Source organism: Streptomyces sp. NBC_00457, assembly GCF_036014015.1.
In the GTDB taxonomy this organism is placed as follows: Bacteria; Actinomycetota; Actinomycetes; order Streptomycetales; family Streptomycetaceae; genus Streptomyces.
Genome location: NZ_CP107905.1, coordinates 6,718,925 through 6,739,211, shown reverse-complemented (window position 1 = coordinate 6,739,211; position 20,287 = coordinate 6,718,925). Strand labels below are relative to the sequence as shown.

Sequence of the window (20,287 nt, the reverse complement as noted above, 5' to 3'; positions counted from 1 at the left end):
TTCACGCTCCCGTCTCTCGTGTCTGCTCCAGGAAATCCGCAGCCGCTGGAACGTACGCGTATCGCTGAAGATGCTGGCGCAGGTCGCCGAGCTTGTCTCGGATGCGCTCGCTTTGAACTCGTCCCACCAGGGCGACGGCTTCACCGGCTTGGGCTGCAGCGCGCTCAACATCTCCGTTGCTCATGAGGGCTTGGGCGTGCTGAGCCGTGTAGTAGACCCGATTCCGCTCGAAGCGCGGTTGAAGCATCTCGAGGGCAGACGCGGTGAGTTGTTCGGCCCGTCGGTGCTGTCCGAGGGCCTGATGCGCGGCGCCTGCCAGGCCTGTCAGCTCCGCTGGGGTAAGGAAGGACAGCCAGGCCACAGGCTGGCCTTGGGTTCGATCGTAGGCCGTCTCAGCGCGGGAAAGGGATCGCTGGGCGCGGGTGCGGTCTCCGGTGCGCGCGTGTCCGACGGCCTGACGGCAGTGGAGCAGTGCCATCAGCCACGGGTCGCTCCTCGCCTGGCGCGTTTCCACGGCGGCACGACCAATTCGTAGGGCCTCCCTGTCGCGGTTGAGGAGGCGAGCCTGCATCGCAAGGTTGGACCAGACACGGGCTTGCAGCATTCCGTCGCCAGAGAGCATGCCGGCCTGGAGGGCTTCGTTGTACAGACCGGTCGCGGCTTCCTGCCGTCCGGCGTCGTACGCGAACCATCCGGCGGAAGCGGCCAGATCTCCCATCGCGGAGTACAGGAGACGTTCGACGCGCTCGCCGTAAGTGCAGTGGTTGACAGCGTTCTGAACGCGGCGCAGGGCTTCGGTAGCGACCTCGTGCAAGGCGCCACCGCCCAACGAGTGGTCGTACTTGTACAGGGCCGGAACGATGACTCGAATGCGCTCAACATCGCTGGTGCCAAGGCGGCCGACCGAGGGAATGGCGTCCAGACCAAGTGCCGCGACAAGGCCAACGGCAATGAACTCCCGCCGTCGTACGGTGTGTCGATCCTTCGCGGGATCCGGCCGCCGAGGCGCAGGCGGGACGTGTGAAGAGCTGCGCGGGATGAAGCCCATGGCCTCGGGGCTGCGGCCGAAGATGCGCTGGAGCGGGAGGAGGTAGCGCGGCCAGGGCCAATGCACGTCTCCTGCAATCCAGCGGCGCACGTGTCGGTCAGTGCAGTTGGCGGGCGTGCCGAAGATGTCGTCCGCCGCGCTGTTCACCGCATCGGCAAGCTGCTGATGGGTGTAGCCGAACTCGGTTAACAGGGCTTCGAGCCTGGTGTTTCTCTTGCTGCCCACTTCTGCCCCCTCGCGCACGTGGTCATTCGACGGTAGTCCTACCGGCCTCCGCCACCTGGTGAAACTGTCCGGTCGGCTGCTGGTAACTCCCCAGGATGTGTCCTGATGGCCGACTGGCCACTTCGGGTTTCCTCATAGGCGTGACCAGCACATTCAACCGAGGGGGCTACGGTGCTGACGCCAGCCGACATGGACAGACTGATTACTGAGTGGCTTGCCCGCGCTCATCCGGTACCGCAGCAGGCACACGCAGAGTGGTCGCACCAAGGCGTGGCGCTCCTCCCACTCGGCGGTCTATTTGCCGCAGTCCGTTTGCCCTGTGAACTTGTGCAGGCTGCCGTCGGATACGAGGAACCCGCCCTCATCGCCGCCGCCATTCAGGAATGGCTGAGTGGTCCCGTCATCCACGACCACCGCACCGCGGGTGCCACCTACTACGCCCTGATCAACTGGGGTGCAGGCGTGATCCAGCAATTGGAGCAGGCCGAGGATGCGCCATGCCTCGGTAAAGGCACGTATCTCGGCGTCCCACGGATCGACCGCCGGGAGCCGCCCGGAACTTACTGGGTGGTGCCACCGCGACGCGATGGCGATCTGTGCCGCCCGGCGGCCGTGCGCTCGCTCGTCGCCGCGGGCCGATGCGAGCTCGCACAGCGCGCCAACGCCTGATTTGGCCGCCACGAAATCAGACTCCCGCCCGCCAAGGGCGGCGGCGGTCACTCACGACCGCGTCAGCTAACCAGGAAGGTGCAGAAAATGCTGGACGGAACCACCCTGTACGGGCTCGACATCAACGGGATCTCCTTCGTGAAGGCGTGTGGAGGCCCCTGTACCGAAGGCTGCGGGACCCTGGCCCGGATCGGTGAGAACGCCTGGGCCCTGGGGGACAGCAAGCGGCCGGACGCGGAGCCCTTGCGGTTCAGCACGGAGGAATTGACGGCGGCCGGGATCGACCCGGCGCGGTTCGGTCTGTCCGGCTGACCGTCCCCTCTTCGGCCGGCCCCGGCTGACTCTGGCGTCGGATCGGGGCCGGCTGGTCCTTGGGCCTTCGAGGCGCTTCGACCGACCTTCGACCTTCGACCCTCGACACCGAACGGGTACGAGCGGTGCACCATCACGGCTACCTCTGGACCGGCCCGAAGGAGCGCTTCGACGACGAAGCCCTACGACGGCCCCCACACCCTGAGCCACCACCGGCCGGAAGCAGGCATGAGCTGATCCAGCGGTACCGGGAGGTGGCGGCGGAGTTCCGGGCCACGGATCTTCCGCCTCTGGAAACGGCGTACTGGCTCGTCAAGCCGCGTGCTCTGGTTCGTGGCACGTGGGGTCAGGCCAAGGAAGCGGCGGCCTGGGTCGGGGAGCAACTGGCCGAGTACGAGCCCCGGTTCGCCTCGGAGAGGGACCGCGACATCGCCCGCCTGGCACAGCTGGTCGACTCCGCTGTGGAGAGGCTCGATGCGGGGGCTGACGTATCGCTCGGCTTCTATCTCGAACGTCCCTCGTATCTATCGCTGGCGGTGGTGACGTGCTCTCCGAACCGCTCGAAGCCTGAACTGCCGTGTCCTGTCCGGTAATCGCAGCTCGCTGAGCGAGCCACGACATGCTGATGACCGGTCGGTCGCTCTGCCGACGACGGACGACAAGAGGAGGAACGCAGTGACGAGCATCATCCCCTGGCAGCAGCGGTTGTCCACCGGCACTGAAGACATCCAGGACGAGGTGATCCGCTGGTACCAACAGACGCGGAACGGCAAGGGGTACGTGCCCGACATGATCTGGGGCACCCTCCAGACCGAGGCCTACGCGACCGTCATCCTCCGTCGGGTCGTCGACTTCCTCGGTGTGCCGGACGACGTACCGGCGGGGGTGGCCAAGCGGATGGAGCGGCAGCAGGTTCTGTACGACGGTGAGCACCAATACGAGGTGATCCTCGGTGAGCAGGCCCTCTACACGAACGTCGGAGGACCTGAGGTGATGCGCGGGCAAATGGAACGCCTTCTCCGGGACATCGACCTGCCCTCACTCACCCTCGGCATCCTCGCCGCCACCGCCGAAGTGAGCGTGGTCCCCATGCCCGGCTTCAACATGCGCGGCGGCGACAGCGTCCACTACGAACTCGTCTCCTCCGGCGTGGACATCACCGACCCGGAGGAACTCGCCCTCCACGACAAGGCCTTCGCCGCCATCAGCAATGCCGCGGCATACGGCGACACCGCCAAGGATCTGATCACCAAGGCCCTGGCCTTCTGGAGCAACGGTTGATTGAACCGCCAGACACCCTGATGTCACAGCTCCAGCGGCCAGAGCACCCGGACAGGCGCCGCGGCTGCTTGGTGCTGTGCTCCCACGCCCGAACCATCGGCACGGAAGCATGCCCGTCATGACCGAGAGAGTGCTGCATCGGCCGCAGTTGTGGCGGTCGCTTCCGCCTCGGGCGCGGGAGTTGCCGTCCACGGACTGCGGGTCAGATGTCCAGGGAACTCAGATCACGACGGAGGACGTCGCGAGCAGCCTCGGTCGTCTCTCTATGTGTCTGCCTGGCTGCTTGATAGTCCGGTGTCGGCACGGTGGCGCCAGAGGCAAGTACCTCGCGGATCTTTCGAAGCGAGATGTATGACGCGTCGATCGCCGACGCCACTTCTTGGGTTGCTGTGAGGATCAGCCGTTCCCGTGCCTCATCGCATCCCGACGCTTGGTACACCTGCCGGATCCGGGCCGCTCTCGCCTGTGGATTCGGATGCTCTTCGTCGGCGGCCAACCGCATGGCCTCGTGCGCTTTCCGAAAGGAGACGAGACAGTCCGCGTACAGGTTCCGGCGGTCCTGCAGCCTGTTGTCCCTGGTTGTGCGCCGCCAACGCACATGCTCGCCGACCAAGGTGGCCCCCACTCCCAGTACGGCCCCAAGCCCCGTCCCGACCAGACTCGACCACTCCACGCCAACGGATAGTGCCATGCGGACACAGGACACAGAACGTTCTGATCCGCAGCGGTACCGGAATCGGTCGGCAGCGGCGATATCGATCGAGTGATGACCCTCGTACTGCACCGCACCCGCACTTGCTGTGGCCGGCGGTCCGGCTGGCCCGTGAGCTGGTCACGGGGGGGGGACGTCACGATTCATGGGGTGCATCGCTGGGTGGCCGGGTTGGGAGTGGTGCGGCAGAGGTGTCTGCATGACCCCGTGGCAGCAACGGCCGTCCACCGGCACCGAATCTGTCCAGAGCGAGGTGATCAGCCTAGATCGGACATGTCGAGTACGAAGCGGTAGCGGACGTCGCCGCGCCTGAGGCGGTCGAGGGCCTCGTTCACTCGGGCCGAGGGGAGCAGCTCGATGTCGGCGGTGATGCCGTGCTTGGCGCAGAAGTCCAGCATGGCGGCGGTCGCGGGCGTGCCGCCGCTGCCTGCGGAGCTGAGCTTCTTGCGTCCTATGAGCAGGTCGGTGGTCTCCACGGTGACGGGTCCCAGGTGCCCGAGGTGGCTGAGCGTCCCGTCCATGGCGACCAGACGCAGGTAGGAGCCGAGGTCGTGCGGGGCGGAAATGGTGTCGATGAGGACGTCGAAGCGGTCGCGGGCGTCAGCCATCTGGTCCGGGTCCGTGGAGACGATCAGAGCATGGGCCCCGAGACGGCGGGCGTCGGCGGTCTTGTCCGGGGAGCGGCTGATGACGGAGGTCTCGGCGCCGAGGGCTACGGCGATCTTGACCGCGAGGTGACCCAGGCCGCCGAGCCCCGCCACCGCGACGCGGGTTCCCGGCCCGACGCCGAGAGCGTGCAGTGGTTCCCAGACAGTGATCCCGGCGCAGAGGAGAGGAGCGGCGGCGGCTGGATCCAGACCGGCGGGAAGCACGTAGGCGAAGCGGTCGCGGACGACATACTCGCGGGAGTAGGCGCCTAGTGTGGTCGATCCGTCGTGTCGGTCGGTGCCGTCGTAGGTCAGGGTCGGGAAGGCGTGGCAGAAGTTCTCCTGGCCGGCCCGGCACATGGCGCACGCGCCGCACGAATCGACGATGTTGCCCACCGCGACCGGGTCGCCGACGGTGAAGCGGGTGACGGCGGGTCCGGTCTCGGTCACCACGCCTGTGAACTCGTGCCCGGGTACCAGGGGCCGGCCTCCGTCGCCGTCGCGGGCGCTGACGGCGTGCAGATCGGTGTGGCAGACGCCGCAGTAGTCCACCCGGACCGCTAGGTCGTCGGGGCGCAGGTCGCGCCGTTCCAGTGGCGTCCGCCGTAGCGTCGTCGACGCATCTTCCAGCTGCCAGCCAACGGTGTTCCTCACGGCGCCTCCTCATAGACAGACTGGTTGGTCTATTTGAGAGTACGGCCGTCTGGGGCAGCTAGGCAAACCAACTGTTCTGTTTGGTAGCGTGGGGACATGGCCGATCAGCCCCTGTCCTCGCGCGGAGCCGCGACGTACCAGCGCATCCTCGATGTGGCGACCCAGGAGTTCGCCGAGCACGGGATCGCCGGAGCGCGCATCGAGCGGATCGTGGCCGCCGCACGCACCAACAAGGCGCAGCTCTATGCCTACTTCGGCAGCAAGGAAGGGCTCTTCGACGCCATCTTCTTCGGCTCGCTGGAGCGGATCGTGAATGTCGCCCCGATCGACGCCGCCGACCTCGCGGACTGGGCCGTACGCCTCTACGACGAGTATCTGCGCCGCCCTGACCTCATCCGACTGGCCACGTGGGCACGCCTGGAGCGGCGCCCGGCCGGCCATCTGGTCGACGATCCCGACCGCCTCGACGACCACAAACTGCGCGCCATCGCCGAGGCCCAGGAGGCCGGCCTGGTACGCCAGGGAGACCCGTTCGACGTCATGGCCATGGTTATCGCCATGTCCATGGCTTGGTCACCGGTCAGCAATGTCTACGCGGCGACCGCACAGGAGCCACCCGAACTGCACGAGCGGCGTCGCGCCCTGCTCCGCGAGAGTGTTCACCGCGCTATGACGGCCGCCTGATCGCCCCGTCCAGTCATCTGCGTGCCTTGGCTTCTCCATTGGGGAGCACGCAGAGGCCCGGGTCCAAGCAGTGTCAGCAAGTGGCGCTCACGGCGGGGCAGACGGGCCCGATTCGTAGGATCGCTGCCGCCGGCCGAGGTCGTCGTTGATGATGTCCACGTGGCTAACCGCATCAGCGCTCTGATCTCGGCCTTCGGCGTCTTTGCCAGCATGGTGCTGCTCGTCGGTGCCGTTCATGAGTACCGCTCTGGGGCATCGGCCCTCTGGATCGCGGCTGGAGCCGTGATCTTTCTCAGCGCCGTGTACGCGCTCGTACGAGACGTGCAGCGGCTCCGCGCAGAGCAGACGACCTGACGAGCGGCGCCGGTCCCGAAGTGATGGCCTAGTTCTGCGGAGCCAGGGTGCGCAGGACGCAGAACTCGTTGCCCTCGGGGTCTGCCATGACGACCCAGTTTCGGTCCGAGCCCTGGCCCACGTCCGTCTTGGTGGCGCCGAGGCCGAGCAGCCTGGTCACCTCGTTCTCGGTGCTGCCGTCGATCGGGCTGACGTCGAGGTGAAGCCGGTTCTTGACGGTCTTGCCCTCGGGTACCTGGATGAACACCAGGGTGGGCGGCATCTGGCGGGCCCGGACATCCTCGACGGTCGGCACCCAGGAGCCGATCTCGACCTTGCCCTCGCCTCGTTCGATCACCTTGAAGTCCAGGACCTCGCACCAGAATGCCGCGAGTCTCTCCGGATCGTGGCAGTCAACGGCCAACTCGGTGAACCTACTTGTCATGACTCTCCCCGATAGTGATGTCGGTGATCAGGGTATTGGCCCGTGTCGCTGCCCGCCTTGGAGTGAGAGGACGAGATGTCGTGGATGTGTATGAAGCCGTGGACAGTCGCAGGGCTGTGCGGGCGTTCAGCGATGAGCCGGTGCCCAGAGATGTTCTCGAACGAGTGCTGGCCGCGGCGACGCGGGCTCCGTCGAGCGGGAATCTCCAGCCGTGGCATGTGTATGTCGTGAGCGGCGAGCACTTGGCCGAGCTGAAGAGGCGTGCGACGGCCAGGGCGCTGGCGGGCGACCCGGGTGATGAGCGGGAGTATCCGATGTATCCGGCTGGACTGAGCTCGCCGTACGTGGACCGTTTTTCCGCGGCGGCTGCCCAGCGGTACGAAGCGCTGGGGATCGAGCGCGACGACCCCGAAAGGCCCATGAAGATCGCCGCCTTGAACTCGGAGGCGTTCGGGGCGCCGGTCGTGCTGTTCTGCTACCTCGACCGGACGATGGGGCCAGGACAGTGGGGGGACGCGGGGATGTATTTGCAGACGGTCATGCTGTTGCTGAGGGCGGAAGGGTTGCACAGCTGCCCGCAGGTGATGTGGACGATGTATCGCAGGACCGTCAGCCAGATGGTCGGAGCCGATGACGGGCTCGTGCTGTTCTGCGGTGTGTCGGTGGGGTTCGAGAAGGAAGGCGTGCCACGGCTGCGCACCGGGCGGGCGGATATGACAGAGACGGTGAGCTTCCTCGGAGTGTGACTCGTGTGACCGTGTGACGCCCTGACCGGCGATCCTCGCAACAGACGGGTCGTCGGTCCGTGCCGCTGCGCTCATTGCGGGCTCGGGCTCGGGCTGGGAGCCACATCCGGACGGTCGACGGTGCCACCAAGTCGGACCTCCAGCCGTGGCCTCCTGAACGCCCGTCCTGTCCGGCCAGAGGCCATCGCGTACTGTTCCCGCACGCTTGCAGGGGGAGAAAATCCCAAGACCTACACCTGAGCGGGGGACGGAGATGGACGTGCTGATCAGGCCCGCGCAGGCAACGGAAGCCGAGGTGCTCACCGACTTGGCGCTGCGGTCCAAGGCGCATTGGGGCTATGACGCCGAGTTCCTGGAAGCGTGTCGAGAAGAACTCACCGTTGCTGCGAACGAGGTCGTACGCCGGCGAACCACGGTGGCTGACAGAGACGGTCACATTCTGGGCTTTACGAATCTTGTGGGAGAGCCACCCGCAGGAGTTCTGGGCATGATGTTCGTCGAGCCGCAGGCCATTGGCCAGGGGGTCGGCCGTCTGCTGTTCGAACACACCGTCGCAGTTGGACGAGAGCTGGGGTTCACCCAGCTCACGATCGACGCGGATCCGAATGCCGAGCCTTTCTACCGCGCGATGGGCGCAGTCCGCATAGGAAACGTTCCCTCGGGCTCCATCGCCGGCCGAATGCTGCCACAGATGATCGTCACCATCCAGCGCTGAGACAGCACCGCTCGGCAACATCATTGGGTCCCTTTACGTCTCACAGCCGACGGTCCGTCAACCCTCCGTGCGGGGCCGCAGAGTCACGTGGAAGTTCTCTCCGCCGTAGAGGGACTCGTAGCGGATCTCCAGGTGCAGACGCCGAGTTATCAGGTCGATGAACTCGGCGTGAGCGTGTGGCTCGTACGGGTCCACGCTCAGCAAGAACTCCTCGTAGTCGGTGGCGATGGTGGTCTGCGACTCGGTGAACGTCACGGCGTAGGGCCATGCGACGAGGCCTTCACGTGCCCGGTCCGCGCCGGCCTTGTTCCAGACGCCGACCACTTCGCCGTCCACCGTCAGGGAGGTGCTGAGGACGACGGCCGGGCCGAGACCGGCGTTGATGAGCCTGATCCCGGCTTTCTGTCCCTTGGACATCCTGCGTTGCAACTGGAGTATGGGCCGCACCGAGTGGCGGTTGTGCTGCCGTGTCGCGCGTACCTCGTAGACCGAGACGGCGAACGATGCCACGGCGATGGCTACGGCACACGCCGCGATGACCGTCTCCCCGTCCATTTCGGGCCGCCCCCCTTCCTCCGACTCATCCCGCTTGGAATGCCCGAAGAAGGACGAAGCCATGCACCACGGCGCGCGGGAGAGTTGGGGTGCCGCAGCCCTCAGTCGAGACAGAACTCGTTGCCCTCGACGTCCTGCATCGCGATGCACGACTCGTTGTCTTCGTCGGCGAGCAGCAGTTGCACGCGTACCGCGCCGAGGGCGACCAGCCGCGCGCACTCGGCTTCGAGTACGGCGAGGCGCTCTTCGCCCACGAGGCCGGTGCCGACCCGCACGTCGAGATGCACACGGTTCTTGACGACCTTGCCTTCGGGAACGCGCTGAAAGTACAGGCGCGGGCCCACGCCCGAGGGATCGCTGCAGGCGAACCAGGCACCCTGATCCTCAGGCGGCAGGGAACGGTTGAAGTCGTCCCACGTGGCGAACCCTGACGGTGGCGGCGGCGCGACGTACCCCAACACCTCGCACCAGAAGCGAGCGACGCGTTCAGGTTCTGCGCAGTCGAAGGTGACCTGGAACTGCTTGATCGACGACATCGGCCCACCTTAGCGAGACCCCGGATGTCATCGCCGCACGGGTCAGCGGACGACGTCGAAGACGTTCTTCTGCAGACCGTTGGCATAGACCTCGTGCTCGACGAGCTTCAGCTTCTGGGTGTCCTTGTCCGTGGCGCTGAAGAGCCGCTTGCCCGCGCCGAGCAGGAGCGGGAAGACGAGCAGGTGGTAGCGGTCGATCAGGCCGGCGTCCGAAAGGGCGTGGTTCAGGGTGGCGCTGCCGTGGACGATGATCGGGCCGCCTTCGGTCTCCTTCAGCGCGGCGACGTCGTCGAGCGAGCGCAGGATCGTGGTCTCGCCCCAGTTCGACACCAGGTCGTCCTCGGTGAGGGTGGTGGAGACGACGTACTTCGGCATCACCTTGTAGTCGGGGAAGTCCTCCATGTCGGGCCACACCGGGCTGAACGCCTCGTAGCTGGTCCGGCCCAGCAGCAACGCGGTGGCTTCCTTCTGCTCCCGGCCCTTGAGCTCGTATGCCTCGGGGAGGAACTCGACGTCCTTGAAGGTCCACCCCGTGTTGCGGTAGCCGGGCTCGCCGCCGGGGGCTTCCATGACGCCGTCGAGCGAGATGAAAGCGGTGCTGATCAAAGTACGCATCAGGGGTCCTCGGTGTCTCGTGTCGGTTCTCAGCAGGTTCGGGCGGCGCACGCTTCGCCTTCGCCCATACTCGCGGTGCGGCGCACCAACCAAGAGCTCTGACTGCGGATCAGGCAGAAAATCATCGGTCGCCTCCCGCAGCCGTGCCGTACGCACTGTGACGTCGGCCGCTTACCAGCGAGTTCGGGCCGGATCCCGCTTCCGGCCTCAGCCTTGCGTGGCATCATGCGCGGAACGTCGTACGACGGCGTCGACGGACGCACAGCCACGGGGTACGCATGTTGTGCAGAGCACTGGCGAAGGCATGGGCGGACACGGTCCGGATACCTGGAGTCGCCGAAGACGGTCTACCCGATGCCCGCACCTGGGTCGCCGAGCTGACGCTGCTCGGCGACCCGGAGGCCGTGTACGGCAAGGTCAGCCGCAGCCACCCCAGTTGGCGCGCGACCGGCACGCTCGCGCTGCTGCTCAGCGCGCGGGACGCGATGGCCGGGGGCGAGGAGCCCACCCCGCCGGTCGAGGGGGCGGGGGAACTGCTCCTCCTCGTCCTCGCCTCGCCCGACGCCTCGAAGAACTCCGTGTGGACCAGCGCCGTCCGAGGGATCATCCAGGGCTACGACCTTTTCATGGGCCACGGTTACTTCCTCATCGGCGCCACTCACCATGTCGGGCAGGAACGGAAAGCCCACCGCACCTATCAGCTGGCGGCCCGCGAGTACGCCGCCGGCAGGTCCGAGGGCGCCGCGACCCTGGCCGCCCTCGCCCGGCTGGCCACCGCGATCACCCGGCCCGACCTCGACACCGGGGCCCGAGATCCCGGGGTCCGCACCGCCCTCGCCGAACTGACGGTTCTGGATGCCTCGTTGGCGGCCGGGCTGGAGCGGGCCTGGGAGCGGCATCTTGCGGAGCGGGGGGTGGTCGTACGACGAGAAGGCGTGCGGGATCAGGCGCGGGTGTCAACTCAACTCCCGTCCCCCGCACAGCCCATACGACCTTCGGCACCCTCTCCCGCCCCCACCGAAGAAGCCCGACGCAAAGCCGAGTTACGCAGAGCCGACCAGCTCCGCAAAGACGCCCTGGCCTCGCTCCGGAACGTCCCGCGTGCCCTGGAGCTCGCCAGGGAGGCTGACCGCATCGCTGCCGAGCACGGCCGGAAAGCCACCGCAGTGGCCGCACTCGGCGACGAGCTGGTGCGTCGACGTGCCTGGGCGGAGGCCTACACCGTGCTGGAGGAGCGGCGGCGCGCCGACCCTGCCGACCGGGAGATCGTCCACATGATGGCCCGTTGCCGCTTCGAGCGGGGGCTGTACTTCGCGGGCCGGAAGTTGCTGACCGATCTGCTCGGGCAGCCGCCGGGGCCTGAGGACGTGGAGACGCTCACGTTCCTGTGCACCGTCGCGGTCGGGATCGGTGGTGATCCTGAACTCGGCCGCTGGAAAGAGGAGTTGAAGCGGCTCGACCCCCTCCAGGAACCCCTCCCGGACAGGCTGACCACGCCCCGCACACCCCGGACGAAGATCCACGTCGACCGGGGCCCCGACGCCGGGAAGAGGAACCGGCCCGCGCGCCGGGGTGGCTTCGACCCGACCGGCATGTCCCAGGACGAGTTCCAGGCCAACTTCCTCGCGTCGTTCGTCGAATGGCTCCCCGAGGAGCAGCGCGCCGAGGCGACGCGGGACCTCGTCGGGGACGATCCCGAGCTGGCGGCCGAGGTGGGGCGGCTGCGGGACCGCAGTCGGGCCGAGGAGCACTTCAAGGCGGGCGAAAGGTACTTCGGCACGGGCCGGCTGGACGACGCCGAGCGTGAGTACGAGGCGGCGATCGCGCTCGACCCCGACCACGGTTACGCCTGGCACTGCCTCGGCGACGTCTGGTACCTGCGCCGGAAGTACGACCTGGCCCAGGCGTACTGCGAGGAGTCCGTGGCCATCCAGCCCAGCGCGCAGGGGCTGTGGCTGATCGGCGAGTGCCTGCGCAGCGGCGGGGCAGGGGCTCACCGCGCTCGCGCGTACTACCAGAAGGCCCTCGCACTGGACCCGGACTACGGGGCCGCGCGCAAGGCGCTCGCCGCACTCGACAGGGCGAACCCGCCCCGGCCGTTCGGCAGGCAGGGACGGCTGGAGGGCTCCCTGGACGCCGGGGGCGTGCTCCGCGCCCTGGGAATCATCGGCGGACCCCGCAAGTCCGGTCGGCGCAAAGGGAGTTCTCCCACCGTCAGGTCCGGCGATCCCGGCAGCGGTCACGGCGGCAGACTCGTTGCCGCCGTCCAGGACAACGACCCGGACGGCTTCGCCCATGTCGCCGAGGACGACCGCCGCGCCGCCGCCTGGATCGCCGCCGCGCCGCGCGACGAGCTGTTCCGGGCGATCATGCAGGCGATGACCATCGGTCACCACTACGGGATCAAGGACCGGGACCACACCCGCTGGGCTCTCTGGGCCGAGCGGCAGTTGCAGCTCGCCCGCGCCCTGCCCCGGGATTTCACTCCGGACCCGCATTGGCTCGGCCTCGGCCGCGACCGCATGCTCGCCGACGCCTACGCGGCGGTCGCCTCGGTGCGGACCGCCGAGCACCGGCTGCCGGAAGCCAAGGCCTGTCTCCTCCAGGCCCGGGAACTGCTGCTCGCGGACGAGACCGCGCGGCGGGCCGCGGGGATCGGCGAGACCGAGTACGACCGGCTGTTCGCGCAGACCAGCCCGTACGCCTCGACACTGCACAGCCTCGCCACCGTGTGCGACCGGCTCGGCGACCACGAGGCCTGTCTGACGTACACCCGGGAGGCGCGTGCGGCGGAGGCGGCGCACCCCACCACCGGCACCCAGGTCGACACCCTCGCCGCCGTCAGTCATATCGCCCTGGAACGCGGTGAGACGGACGAGGGCATCGGCGCGATCCAGGAGGCCGTCTACCTCGCCGAGGACGAGAATCCCCGGCTCGTGCTGCCGTACACGCTGATCAGGGCGCTCACCATGCTCGGCCGGACCAGGCACCGGCTCGGTTTCCACCGCAGCGCTCTCACCTGCTTCGTGCGTGCCCGGGAGCTCGATCGGACCGGCAACGCCGCCCGCCTGTCGGCACACCACTTCGACATCGCCCGGGTGCTGCGGGCCCGCCCCGACATCGGCGAGGCCCTGGGCGGTGACGCCCGCCACCACCTGGAACAGGCGCTCGTCCACGCGAGTGTCCCGCAGGAGGGGAGCACCGCCACCCCGCTCGACTGGACCGCCTCCGACGGCACCCGCCACCGCGTGGCCGACACCGCGGGTGCCACCCCCGCGCTGCTCGAACTCGCCGCTCTGCTCCAGGAATCGGGGGAGTACGACACCGCCGTACACCTTCTGACCATGGTCACCGACGCCGCCGGACAGCTGCGCGCGAACGCCGCCGACCCCGAAGAGCGCATCGCCGTGCAGAACGAGCAGATGGCCGCCTTCACTCAGCTGACCCGGCTGCACTTCCAGCGCGCCGCCGCCGAGGGGAACGCCGGCTCGCACGCGCGCGCCGCCTGGGCCGCTCACGAGTCCATGCGGGCCCGCACCTTCCTCGACACCCTCGGCGAGGGCGACCTGCCCGCTCCGGCCGGTGTTCCGGCCGAACTCGTGGCGCGCGAGGCGACCCTGCTGGCCCGGCGGCGCAGGCTGCGCGGCCTGCCGGGGGACCGCAGCCCGGCGTTCTGGGACTCCTACCGCGAGACCGAGGGCGAACTGGACGACCTGTGGGCCCAGATGCTTCGTCGGGTCCCGTCCGCCGCGGGCTACGTCCAGGTACGGCAGGGCAGTCCGGCCGACCCCGCCGACATCGCCCGCCGCCTGGCGACGGGCGCGGACGACGGTCGTACGGCCGTCCTGGCGAGCCTTGTCCTCCTCGACGATCGCACGCTCGGGGTGATCGCGCTGCGCTCCGACGGCACGGGGCCGGTGCTGCGCAGCCGTCCGGCCGACGTCCGCGAACTGGGTCGGTTCGTACGGCAGAACTTCGGCGCCGCTGCTCGGGTACGGCTGCTCGCCACCGACGCGGAGGATCTGTTCCAAGCTCAACTCGCTCCGGTGCGTGAGCTGTTGACGAGCGTCTGTGATCCCGGCGAGCGGCTGCTCGTCTGCCCCACGGGCTTTCTGCACCACGTTCCGCTCGGCGCCGTCCGCACCGGAGGGTCCAGAGGGTCCGGACGGTCCGGCGGTGAAGTCCTGCTGGAGCGCAATCCTTTGGGCGTCCTGCCCAGCGGCTCCTTCCTGCGCGGCCGGAACGGGAGCGGCCGCGACCGGACGCGCCTCCGGGAGCCCCACGGCATGCAGATCTTCGGTGATCCCACCGGAGACCTCCCCGGCGCCCGGAAAGAAGCCCAACTCCTCGCCCGCACACCGGGATCCCGGCTCACCCTCGGGTCCGGGGCCACCGTCGACGCCGTCCGCCGGGCGCTCACCGGGTCCTCGGTGCTGCATCTCGCCGCGCACGCCCGCTTCGATCCCGACGATCCGCTCGGCTCGGGCGTCGTGCTGGCCGAGGGCGGCGTCCTCACCGCGCGGGACGTGATCCGCCTGCGTGCCCCGGACCTCTCCCTGGTGACGCTGTCCGCCTGCGAGACCGGCGTGAGCGCGACCGACGCCGCCGACGAACTCATGGGCCTGACCCGGGCGTTGCTGTTCGCCGGGGCGGACTCGGTGGTCGCCGGGCTGTGGAAGGTGCCGGACGATGCCACGGTGACGATCATGCGGGCGTTCTACGACGGGATCGGCCGCCAAGGTCTCGCCAGGATCGACGCTCTGCGCGCCGCCGCCCTGGAGGCGAGGGAGCGGGAGCGCGACCCGGCGCGGTTCGACCGCTGGGCCGGATTCCAACTGGTCGGCGCCTGGCAGTGACCTGCGCCGGGCACGCACACGCACAACAAGGTATGGAGCGGACCGAAGTGACAGTGACCGAGCACGATTTCACCTACGGCGTGGAACTCGACCTCGAGGCCGACCACGAGGAATTGGGGATGTTAAGGGAGGCCGCGCCACCCCCGGGGACGGGATCACTGTCCCGTGTGGACACCTATGGGCAGTCGCACTGGGACGTCGACGAGCCCCCCGTGGTCGTGAGCGACGAGGACCTCAGATTCCTGCGCCGCGAGAACCGGGTGGCCGTCGCCCGCGCCGCTCCCGCCGAGGTGAGGAGCACCGACCTGCCGCCCGGCACCGCCGCCTACCACGTACCGCTGCTCTTCGTCCTGCACGCGCACCCGGAGTGCGCGTTCACCTACGCCCGCCTCCAGGTGGACCTCACGCCGACCCCGGGCAGCACCGTCATCGACATGTCGCCGCGCGAGGTGCAGGAGCTGCCGATGGAGATCGAGAGCCGGCGGGTCGTCGGGCTGTCGTTCAAGGCCGTGCCGAGCGTCTTCGATCTCAGCACCTCGCACGAGCAGGCGCTGACGCAGACCATGTACGTGCCCACGCTGACGACCTCCGGCGTCGGATTCACCAAAGCCTGCTGGGACTTCTACCCCAGGTCCGGCTATCTCCACGCCGACCAGGAGCTTCACATGCTGCTGCGCGCCCCGGCAGACACGCCCGTCCTCGCCGGTCTCACCGTCCGTGCCAAGGTCACCCGGCGCGGCCGTAAGGGTGGATTCCCCCTGCTCGCCAGAGTCCGGGACGTGCACAGGCCCGTTCACCTGGCCGGGCCCGAACCAGCCTGAGAGCCGGACGTGTTCAACGACCACGTGTTCGGCGACTGGGTACACGATCCCGCGGCCCTGAGCGCCATGGCCCGGCTCAAGTCCCGGATGGACAGCCTGCTCCTCGACTTCGACCTGGGCCCGGTGCTCGAACCGCAGGCCCTGCGCGATGCCGACCTGGTCCTGCGGGCGGTGCGCGGCACCCCCGTCGAGGGGCCGATCGCGGTCGTCGTCGCCGGGATCCACCACCTCCGTTTCACCGCCCTGCCCAAGGCGGCGGGCCAGGCCTCCCTGGAGGCGGCCGTCGCGCTGACCGTGCCCCACGCCCGGCACGATCCACAGGTCCGGCAGATCCTGAAGGGGTACGCCCAGACCGCGCCGGAGCTGCTTCCCCCTGATCTGCGCGCACGACTGCGCACCCCGGGGATGACCTTCGGCAAGTTCAAGACCCAGGCCGCGGCGGACATTCTGAAGCGGGCCAAGCCCACGTCCGCCGACGACCCGGGACTGCGGTACGCCATCACACTCTTCCGGCACGCCCTCGACGACGTCTCCGCGACTCCGGCCGACCGCGCCGACTCACTCAACCAACTGGCCCTGGCCTACGAGAAGCGGCAGGAACTGTCCGGTTCCGTCGCCGACATGGAGCCGGTGATCCGCACCTGGCGGGCGGCGGTGGCGACCGTGCCCACCGGGACGCAGGAGCACGCCATCTACCTCCACCGGTTGAGCGGCGCCCTGAACAAACGCTTCGAACTACGCGCGGACCCGGCCGACCTGGCCGAATCCGTGACGACCGCCCGCGCGGCCTGCGAGGCCGTACCGCGAAGTCACTGGCTCACCCCGATGTTGCAGAACAACCTCAGTCTCGCGCTGTGCCACCGGGGAAACACCGCAGACCTGGACGAGGCCGTGACCACCGCCCGCACCGCCCTCACCGCGGCAGGCCCCGACCACAAGGCAACCCCCCTGTTCCGCACCACCCTGACCAAGGCCCTGCACGCCCGCTTCAGAAACACCGGAAACTGGCGCGACCTGCGGGAGGCGATGCGCCTGGACGGGGCGTGATCCGTAGCCGCAAGCATCACTGCCCAAGTCGGAGACACAAGCAGGGCCCCGGCCCCGGGCTTGTGGCCCGGGTGCCGAGACCCGTTGCGGTGAGCTGCCAGTTTCGGATCTCCGCTAGTGGCCGTGGCCGCAGCTGGAGCCGACGTGCTGGTGTTGCCCGCCCGCGTTGCCTTCGCCGTTGATCGCGTTGCCCAGGAGGCCGTTGAGGAGGCCGACCTGGCCAAGGAGGCCGACGTTCAAGTCGTGAGACTTGCAGCCTCCGCCGCCGTACATGACGGGCGCGCTCTGGGCGGTCGCGGTGCCGGTGGCTATGCAGCTGAACGTCCCCACCATGGCGGCCGCAACAGCGGCCTTCTGAAGCTTGCGCATGTCTCCTCCTTCGTGAGTAGAGCGCACCAACAAAAGATCCACTTTGCGCTCGTATCGGAGGCTAATCCGATATCTCCCACGGCGCTCTTCGGAGCTGCCATCCGGGGCGCGGAGCTGCCATCCGGGGCACGGGACACGCCCGAACCGGCTACATCGGCCCCCAGGTGCGCGTCTGATCACCCATCACCCCTCACCCTTCACCGCGGCTTCCTCATCACGTCGCTCACCGCCCGCGTCAGTTCCGGTCGCGTCAGGACGTCCGTGCTGTCCATGTACTGGTCCGCCGAGCCGACGGCCGGCAGGTCCCGGAGGGTGGGGTCGGTGATGCGGGAGCTCAGGGCGCGGGCGAAGCGTTCGGCGTGCAGGACGTGGAAGGGGCGGGAGTGGTACGGGCGGGTGGTCGGGTCCAGGCGGTGGGTGAGGTCCAGCTGGTTGTGGATGCCGGCGACGATCTCGTAGGCCTGCCCGAGGTGCCGTTCGCGGGTGTGCCAGTCCGTGGCCGCGAGGGCGGCGGACAGGACGGGGGTGAGGCGGGGGGCCGCGTGGGTGCGGGCGAAGGCGCTGCCGAGCCATTTGGCGTACGGCGGATAGCGGCGGTCCATGAGGAGGCACAGCCGCATCAGGTCACGGACGAGGCGCGCGGCGACGACGGCGGAACCGAGTTCGTCGCCTACTTCGCCGCAGCGGCCGACGAAGGCCTCTTCCTGGGAGACGCGCTGCCATTGGCAGGCCAGGACATGGAGCCAGACGTCGTGCGGGTACCAGCGGAGGGTGTGGCGTAAAGGGCCGAGTTCATGGAGGCCGTCGTGGAACACGGCGCCGCCGGTGACCTCGGCGAGGAGCTGGGTGGGGGTGGCCAGCCAGTCCGCGGGGGTGACGCCCTGCCACGGGTCGAAGCCGAGTTCGTCGGTGAACCAGGCGGCGCGATGGGTGACCTCGATGCGGTGGTACACCGGCCCGTCGGTGACCCGCATGACACGGGTGTCGCCGTCGCCGGTGGGGGCGAAGTGGGTGGGGTAGCCCGCGAAGGTCTTCGGAAGGTGTTCGGCCAGCACGTGTCTGATCCGGCCGCCGTGCCGGGAGACGTCGCTTCTACGGAGGAAGACCTGCAGACGTGGGCCCCATTCGTGGTCCGCCGAGCGGGGAGTGTCGAAGCCGAGTACTTCGGATCCGCTTCCGATACGGGCCGCGGAGTGCGGGATTCCGGGGGCGGCTTCCTCAAGGAGGGGGCGTACGGCATCTGTGTAGAAGCGACGGGAGAGTTCAAGGCCCGGTATGAAAGGTGGCATATTCGTGAAGCTCATGCCGGTGCACCTTCCCCGTCCGCACATGATCGTGCAGAAAAGTTTCGCCTCCGCCGCGCGAGCGTCGTACGGCATCAAGTCGCCCAGCTCGCAGCGGCGTTGTCAGACCCGTCCGCTAGCGTTCCTTCATGACTTCAGGCAAGGGCAACACCGCAGGTCGGCTGGACGAGTTACGCGCGGGCGTGGAGACGGCCACGCCCGTTCAGGCGCGTAAGGCGGTACGGGAACTCGTCCTCGTCGCCGACGACGGGGAGGCGCTCGAACTCGCCGTCCGGTATGCCCCTACGGCGGACCTGTCCTCCGAGTTGCTGCTGCGACTGTGGGAGGGGGCGGCCGATCCGGACGCGTTCTGTGCCGCGCTGCTCGCGCCCGCGTTCCGCCGCGAAGGGATCGTGCCCCTTGTCGTGGTGTAGCCGATCAACTGGTGGGCTTGTTCGTGGTGTTGGGGAGTGCGGGGGCGCTTTCGGGGAGCTCTGGGTAGAGCTTGTCCATGCTGCCTTCGGGGAGATAGCGGCGGGGAAAGGCGATCCATTCGTCGTGCATCTCGCAGAGCACGGCGGTCGTCAGCCGTTCCAGGGCGGGCGGGTTGGGGAAGACCTGGACGACGTCGGTTCGACGCTTGATCTCCCGGTTGATCCGTTCCAGCGGGTTGGTGGACTGGATCTTCTTCCAGTGCCGGGGCGGGAAGTCAGCGAACGCGGTCAGGTCCTCCTTCGCGTCCAGGAGCATGGTCCTGACCTTGGGAAACTGGCTCCCGAGCATGTCGGCGACGGTGTCGAGCTGGGTGCGCACGAGGTCCGCGGTGGGCTGGGTGAAGATCGTGCGGATCGTCGCGGCGACCATCTCGCCGGACTCCTTGTCGATCACGCCGAAGACATTGCGCAGGAAATGAACCCTGCACCTCTGCCAGGCGGCTCCGAGCATCACCTTGCGGACTGCGGCGACCAGGCCGGAGTGGTTGTCGGTGATGACGAGGCGGACGCCACTGAGCCCGCGTTCACGCAGGGAGCGCAGGAACTCCTTCCAGAACACCTCGGTCTCACTGTCGCCGACCATCAGCCCGAGGACCTCGCGTCCGCCGTCCTCGGTGATACCGGTGGCGATCACGACGGCCTGGGAGACGATCCGGTGGTCGACCCGCACCTTGCAGTAGGTCGCGTCCAGGTAGACGTAGGGGAAGCGGGTGTGGTCCAGGGGCCGGGTGCGGAAGACGGTCAGAGGCTCGTCCAGGGCCGCGCAGATCCGCGAGACCTCGGACTTGGAGATGCCGGTGTCGCCGCCCAGCGCTTTGACCAGGTCGTCCACGCTGCGGGTGGAGACCCCGTGCACGTATGCCTCCATGATGACGGCGTAGAGGGCCTGGTCGATGCGGCGCCGCCGTTCCAGCAGGCTCGGGAAGAAGCTGCCGGTGCGGACCTTGGGGATCTCCAGGTCCAGGTCGCCGGCCAGCGTGGTCAGCACCTTGTCGCGGTGCCCGTTGCGCAGGGCCGTCCGCGAGGCGGTGTGCTCGTTCCACTCCGCGCCGATGTGCGCGGTGGCTTCGGCCTCGATCAGCTCTTGCAGCATCCGCTCGGCCACGCTGCGGACGAGTTCGATTCCGTCCGACGAGCGTAGTGACTCCAGCAGCCGTATCAGGTCAGACTGAGACAGGGCCATCGTGCACTCCTACCGCTTGAACTGGCGTTTTAGCAGGGAGAGTTGCACGATGGCCCG

The 20,287-nt window shown here is 68.4% G+C and carries 22 protein-coding genes; 12 read left to right on the top strand and 10 right to left on the bottom strand.

Annotated features, from left to right (window positions below; all coding sequences use genetic code 11):
• Nucleotide 1: 1 nt before the first annotated feature.
• A complete protein-coding gene (locus tag OG828_RS30800; protein ID WP_328502951.1) occupies nucleotides 2-1,273 on the bottom strand; it encodes a hypothetical protein in 1,272 nt (423 codons plus the stop codon).
• 327 nt (nucleotides 1,274-1,600) lie between these two features.
• Here OG828_RS30800 and OG828_RS30795 point away from each other — a divergent pair, with 327 nt between their 5' ends.
• The 4 genes from OG828_RS30795 to OG828_RS30780 all read left to right on the top strand — a co-directional run bounded on the left by OG828_RS30795 (nucleotide 1,601) and on the right by OG828_RS30780 (nucleotide 3,535).
• Complete coding sequence (locus OG828_RS30795; RefSeq protein WP_328502950.1) at nucleotides 1,601-1,942, top strand: hypothetical protein; 342 nt, start codon at nucleotides 1,601-1,603, stop codon at nucleotides 1,940-1,942.
• Nucleotides 1,943-2,029: 87 nt separating this feature from the next.
• Nucleotides 2,030-2,254, top strand: a complete 225-nt coding sequence (locus OG828_RS30790; protein ID WP_328502949.1) for a DUF397 domain-containing protein — start codon at nucleotides 2,030-2,032, stop codon at nucleotides 2,252-2,254.
• 125 nt (nucleotides 2,255-2,379) lie between these two features.
• Entirely contained in the window at nucleotides 2,380-2,847 is a 468-nt protein-coding gene (locus OG828_RS30785) for a hypothetical protein (protein ID WP_328502948.1), read from the top strand.
• A gap of 82 nt (nucleotides 2,848-2,929) precedes the next feature.
• A complete protein-coding gene (locus tag OG828_RS30780) occupies nucleotides 2,930-3,535 on the top strand; it encodes a DUF5753 domain-containing protein (RefSeq protein ID WP_328502947.1) in 606 nt (201 codons plus the stop codon).
• A 202-nt stretch (nucleotides 3,536-3,737) separates the two neighbouring features.
• On the opposite strand, the gene OG828_RS30775 is transcribed toward OG828_RS30780, so the two are convergent.
• Together OG828_RS30775 and OG828_RS30770 are read right to left on the bottom strand one after the other, a co-directional pair.
• The gene (locus OG828_RS30775) at nucleotides 3,738-4,226 is read right to left on the bottom strand and encodes a hypothetical protein (protein ID WP_328502946.1); all 489 of its coding nucleotides are present in this window, start codon (nucleotides 4,224-4,226) and stop codon (nucleotides 3,738-3,740) included.
• Between the two features lie 278 nt (nucleotides 4,227-4,504).
• On the bottom strand, nucleotides 4,505-5,548 hold the full coding sequence (locus OG828_RS30770; RefSeq protein ID WP_328502945.1) for an NAD(P)-dependent alcohol dehydrogenase: 1,044 nt from the start codon (nucleotides 5,546-5,548) through the stop codon (nucleotides 4,505-4,507).
• Between the two features lie 96 nt (nucleotides 5,549-5,644).
• Between OG828_RS30770 and OG828_RS30765 the strand changes: the two genes are divergently transcribed.
• Nucleotides 5,645-6,232 carry a TetR family transcriptional regulator gene (locus OG828_RS30765; protein WP_328502944.1) on the top strand — a complete coding sequence of 196 codons (588 nt, stop codon included), beginning with the start codon at nucleotides 5,645-5,647 and terminating at the stop codon, nucleotides 6,230-6,232.
• A 159-nt stretch (nucleotides 6,233-6,391) separates the two neighbouring features.
• Entirely contained in the window at nucleotides 6,392-6,586 is a 195-nt protein-coding gene (locus OG828_RS30760) for a hypothetical protein (RefSeq protein WP_328502943.1), read from the top strand.
• Between the two features lie 28 nt (nucleotides 6,587-6,614).
• On the opposite strand, the gene OG828_RS30755 is transcribed toward OG828_RS30760, so the two are convergent.
• Nucleotides 6,615-7,010 (bottom strand): VOC family protein, encoded by a 396-nt coding sequence (locus OG828_RS30755; protein WP_328502942.1) that lies wholly within the window; start codon nucleotides 7,008-7,010, stop codon nucleotides 6,615-6,617.
• Nucleotides 7,011-7,090: 80 nt separating this feature from the next.
• On the opposite strand from OG828_RS30755, the gene OG828_RS30750 reads away from it, so the two are divergent.
• Together OG828_RS30750 and OG828_RS30745 are read left to right on the top strand one after the other, a co-directional pair.
• Nucleotides 7,091-7,756 carry a nitroreductase gene (locus OG828_RS30750; RefSeq protein ID WP_328372313.1) on the top strand — a complete coding sequence of 222 codons (666 nt, stop codon included), beginning with the start codon at nucleotides 7,091-7,093 and terminating at the stop codon, nucleotides 7,754-7,756.
• A 253-nt stretch (nucleotides 7,757-8,009) separates the two neighbouring features.
• On the top strand, nucleotides 8,010-8,471 hold the full coding sequence (locus OG828_RS30745; RefSeq protein WP_328440393.1) for a GNAT family N-acetyltransferase: 462 nt from the start codon (nucleotides 8,010-8,012) through the stop codon (nucleotides 8,469-8,471).
• 57 nt (nucleotides 8,472-8,528) lie between these two features.
• Here OG828_RS30745 and OG828_RS30740 read toward each other — a convergent pair whose 3' ends face one another.
• From OG828_RS30740 to OG828_RS30730, 3 genes are all read right to left on the bottom strand, one after another.
• The gene (locus OG828_RS30740) at nucleotides 8,529-9,026 is read right to left on the bottom strand and encodes a hypothetical protein (RefSeq protein WP_328363875.1); all 498 of its coding nucleotides are present in this window, start codon (nucleotides 9,024-9,026) and stop codon (nucleotides 8,529-8,531) included.
• 101 nt (nucleotides 9,027-9,127) lie between these two features.
• Nucleotides 9,128-9,562, bottom strand: a complete 435-nt coding sequence (locus tag OG828_RS30735) for a VOC family protein (protein ID WP_328363872.1) — start codon at nucleotides 9,560-9,562, stop codon at nucleotides 9,128-9,130.
• Between the two features lie 42 nt (nucleotides 9,563-9,604).
• Nucleotides 9,605-10,177 carry a dihydrofolate reductase family protein gene (locus OG828_RS30730; protein ID WP_328502941.1) on the bottom strand — a complete coding sequence of 191 codons (573 nt, stop codon included), beginning with the start codon at nucleotides 10,175-10,177 and terminating at the stop codon, nucleotides 9,605-9,607.
• 278 nt (nucleotides 10,178-10,455) lie between these two features.
• On the opposite strand from OG828_RS30730, the gene OG828_RS30725 reads away from it, so the two are divergent.
• The 3 genes from OG828_RS30725 to OG828_RS30715 are packed head-to-tail and all read left to right on the top strand — an operon-like array spanning nucleotide 10,456 to nucleotide 16,901.
• Complete coding sequence (locus OG828_RS30725; protein ID WP_328502940.1) at nucleotides 10,456-15,033, top strand: CHAT domain-containing tetratricopeptide repeat protein; 4,578 nt, start codon at nucleotides 10,456-10,458, stop codon at nucleotides 15,031-15,033.
• Nucleotides 15,034-15,086: 53 nt separating this feature from the next.
• Nucleotides 15,087-15,854, top strand: a complete 768-nt coding sequence (locus tag OG828_RS30720; protein ID WP_328440388.1) for a hypothetical protein — start codon at nucleotides 15,087-15,089, stop codon at nucleotides 15,852-15,854.
• A 9-nt stretch (nucleotides 15,855-15,863) separates the two neighbouring features.
• Nucleotides 15,864-16,901 (top strand): hypothetical protein, encoded by a 1,038-nt coding sequence (locus OG828_RS30715; protein WP_328502939.1) that lies wholly within the window; start codon nucleotides 15,864-15,866, stop codon nucleotides 16,899-16,901.
• 114 nt (nucleotides 16,902-17,015) lie between these two features.
• On the opposite strand, the gene OG828_RS30710 is transcribed toward OG828_RS30715, so the two are convergent.
• Nucleotides 17,016-17,270, bottom strand: coding sequence for a hypothetical protein (locus OG828_RS30710; protein ID WP_210581819.1), 255 nt, complete (start codon nucleotides 17,268-17,270; stop codon nucleotides 17,016-17,018).
• 197 nt (nucleotides 17,271-17,467) lie between these two features.
• The gene (locus tag OG828_RS30705) at nucleotides 17,468-18,559 is read right to left on the bottom strand and encodes a DUF4037 domain-containing protein (RefSeq protein ID WP_328504966.1); all 1,092 of its coding nucleotides are present in this window, start codon (nucleotides 18,557-18,559) and stop codon (nucleotides 17,468-17,470) included.
• Nucleotides 18,560-18,702: 143 nt separating this feature from the next.
• On the opposite strand from OG828_RS30705, the gene OG828_RS30700 reads away from it, so the two are divergent.
• Nucleotides 18,703-18,987: a hypothetical protein gene (locus OG828_RS30700; RefSeq protein ID WP_328502938.1), complete on the top strand. Its 285-nt coding sequence runs from the start codon at nucleotides 18,703-18,705 to the stop codon at nucleotides 18,985-18,987.
• Between the two features lie 4 nt (nucleotides 18,988-18,991).
• Here OG828_RS30700 and OG828_RS30695 read toward each other — a convergent pair whose 3' ends face one another.
• Nucleotides 18,992-20,230: an IS256 family transposase gene (locus OG828_RS30695; RefSeq protein WP_328436333.1), complete on the bottom strand. Its 1,239-nt coding sequence runs from the start codon at nucleotides 20,228-20,230 to the stop codon at nucleotides 18,992-18,994.
• Nucleotides 20,231-20,287 lie beyond the last annotated feature (57 nt).

What these genes read in the sequence shown, in the direction of transcription:
- OG828_RS30790 (WP_328502949.1), top strand. Translation starts at nt 2,030, where the DNA reads ATGCTGGACGGAACCACCCTGTACGGGCTCGACATCAACGGGATCTCC.
- OG828_RS30775 (WP_328502946.1), bottom strand. Translation starts at nt 4,226, where the DNA reads ATGGCACTATCCGTTGGCGTGGAGTGGTCGAGTCTGGTCGGGACGGGG.
- OG828_RS30765 (WP_328502944.1), top strand. Translation starts at nt 5,645, where the DNA reads ATGGCCGATCAGCCCCTGTCCTCGCGCGGAGCCGCGACGTACCAGCGC.
- OG828_RS30755 (WP_328502942.1), bottom strand. Translation starts at nt 7,010, where the DNA reads ATGACAAGTAGGTTCACCGAGTTGGCCGTTGACTGCCACGATCCGGAG.
- OG828_RS30745 (WP_328440393.1), top strand. Translation starts at nt 8,010, where the DNA reads ATGGACGTGCTGATCAGGCCCGCGCAGGCAACGGAAGCCGAGGTGCTC.
- OG828_RS30740 (WP_328363875.1), bottom strand. Translation starts at nt 9,026, where the DNA reads ATGGACGGGGAGACGGTCATCGCGGCGTGTGCCGTAGCCATCGCCGTG.
- OG828_RS30735 (WP_328363872.1), bottom strand. Translation starts at nt 9,562, where the DNA reads ATGTCGTCGATCAAGCAGTTCCAGGTCACCTTCGACTGCGCAGAACCT.
- OG828_RS30730 (WP_328502941.1), bottom strand. Translation starts at nt 10,177, where the DNA reads ATGCGTACTTTGATCAGCACCGCTTTCATCTCGCTCGACGGCGTCATG.
- OG828_RS30725 (WP_328502940.1), top strand. Translation starts at nt 10,456, where the DNA reads ATGTTGTGCAGAGCACTGGCGAAGGCATGGGCGGACACGGTCCGGATA.
- OG828_RS30710 (WP_210581819.1), bottom strand. Translation starts at nt 17,270, where the DNA reads ATGCGCAAGCTTCAGAAGGCCGCTGTTGCGGCCGCCATGGTGGGGACG.
- OG828_RS30705 (WP_328504966.1), bottom strand. Translation starts at nt 18,559, where the DNA reads ATGCCACCTTTCATACCGGGCCTTGAACTCTCCCGTCGCTTCTACACA.
- OG828_RS30700 (WP_328502938.1), top strand. Translation starts at nt 18,703, where the DNA reads ATGACTTCAGGCAAGGGCAACACCGCAGGTCGGCTGGACGAGTTACGC.
- OG828_RS30695 (WP_328436333.1), bottom strand. Translation starts at nt 20,230, where the DNA reads ATGGCCCTGTCTCAGTCTGACCTGATACGGCTGCTGGAGTCACTACGC.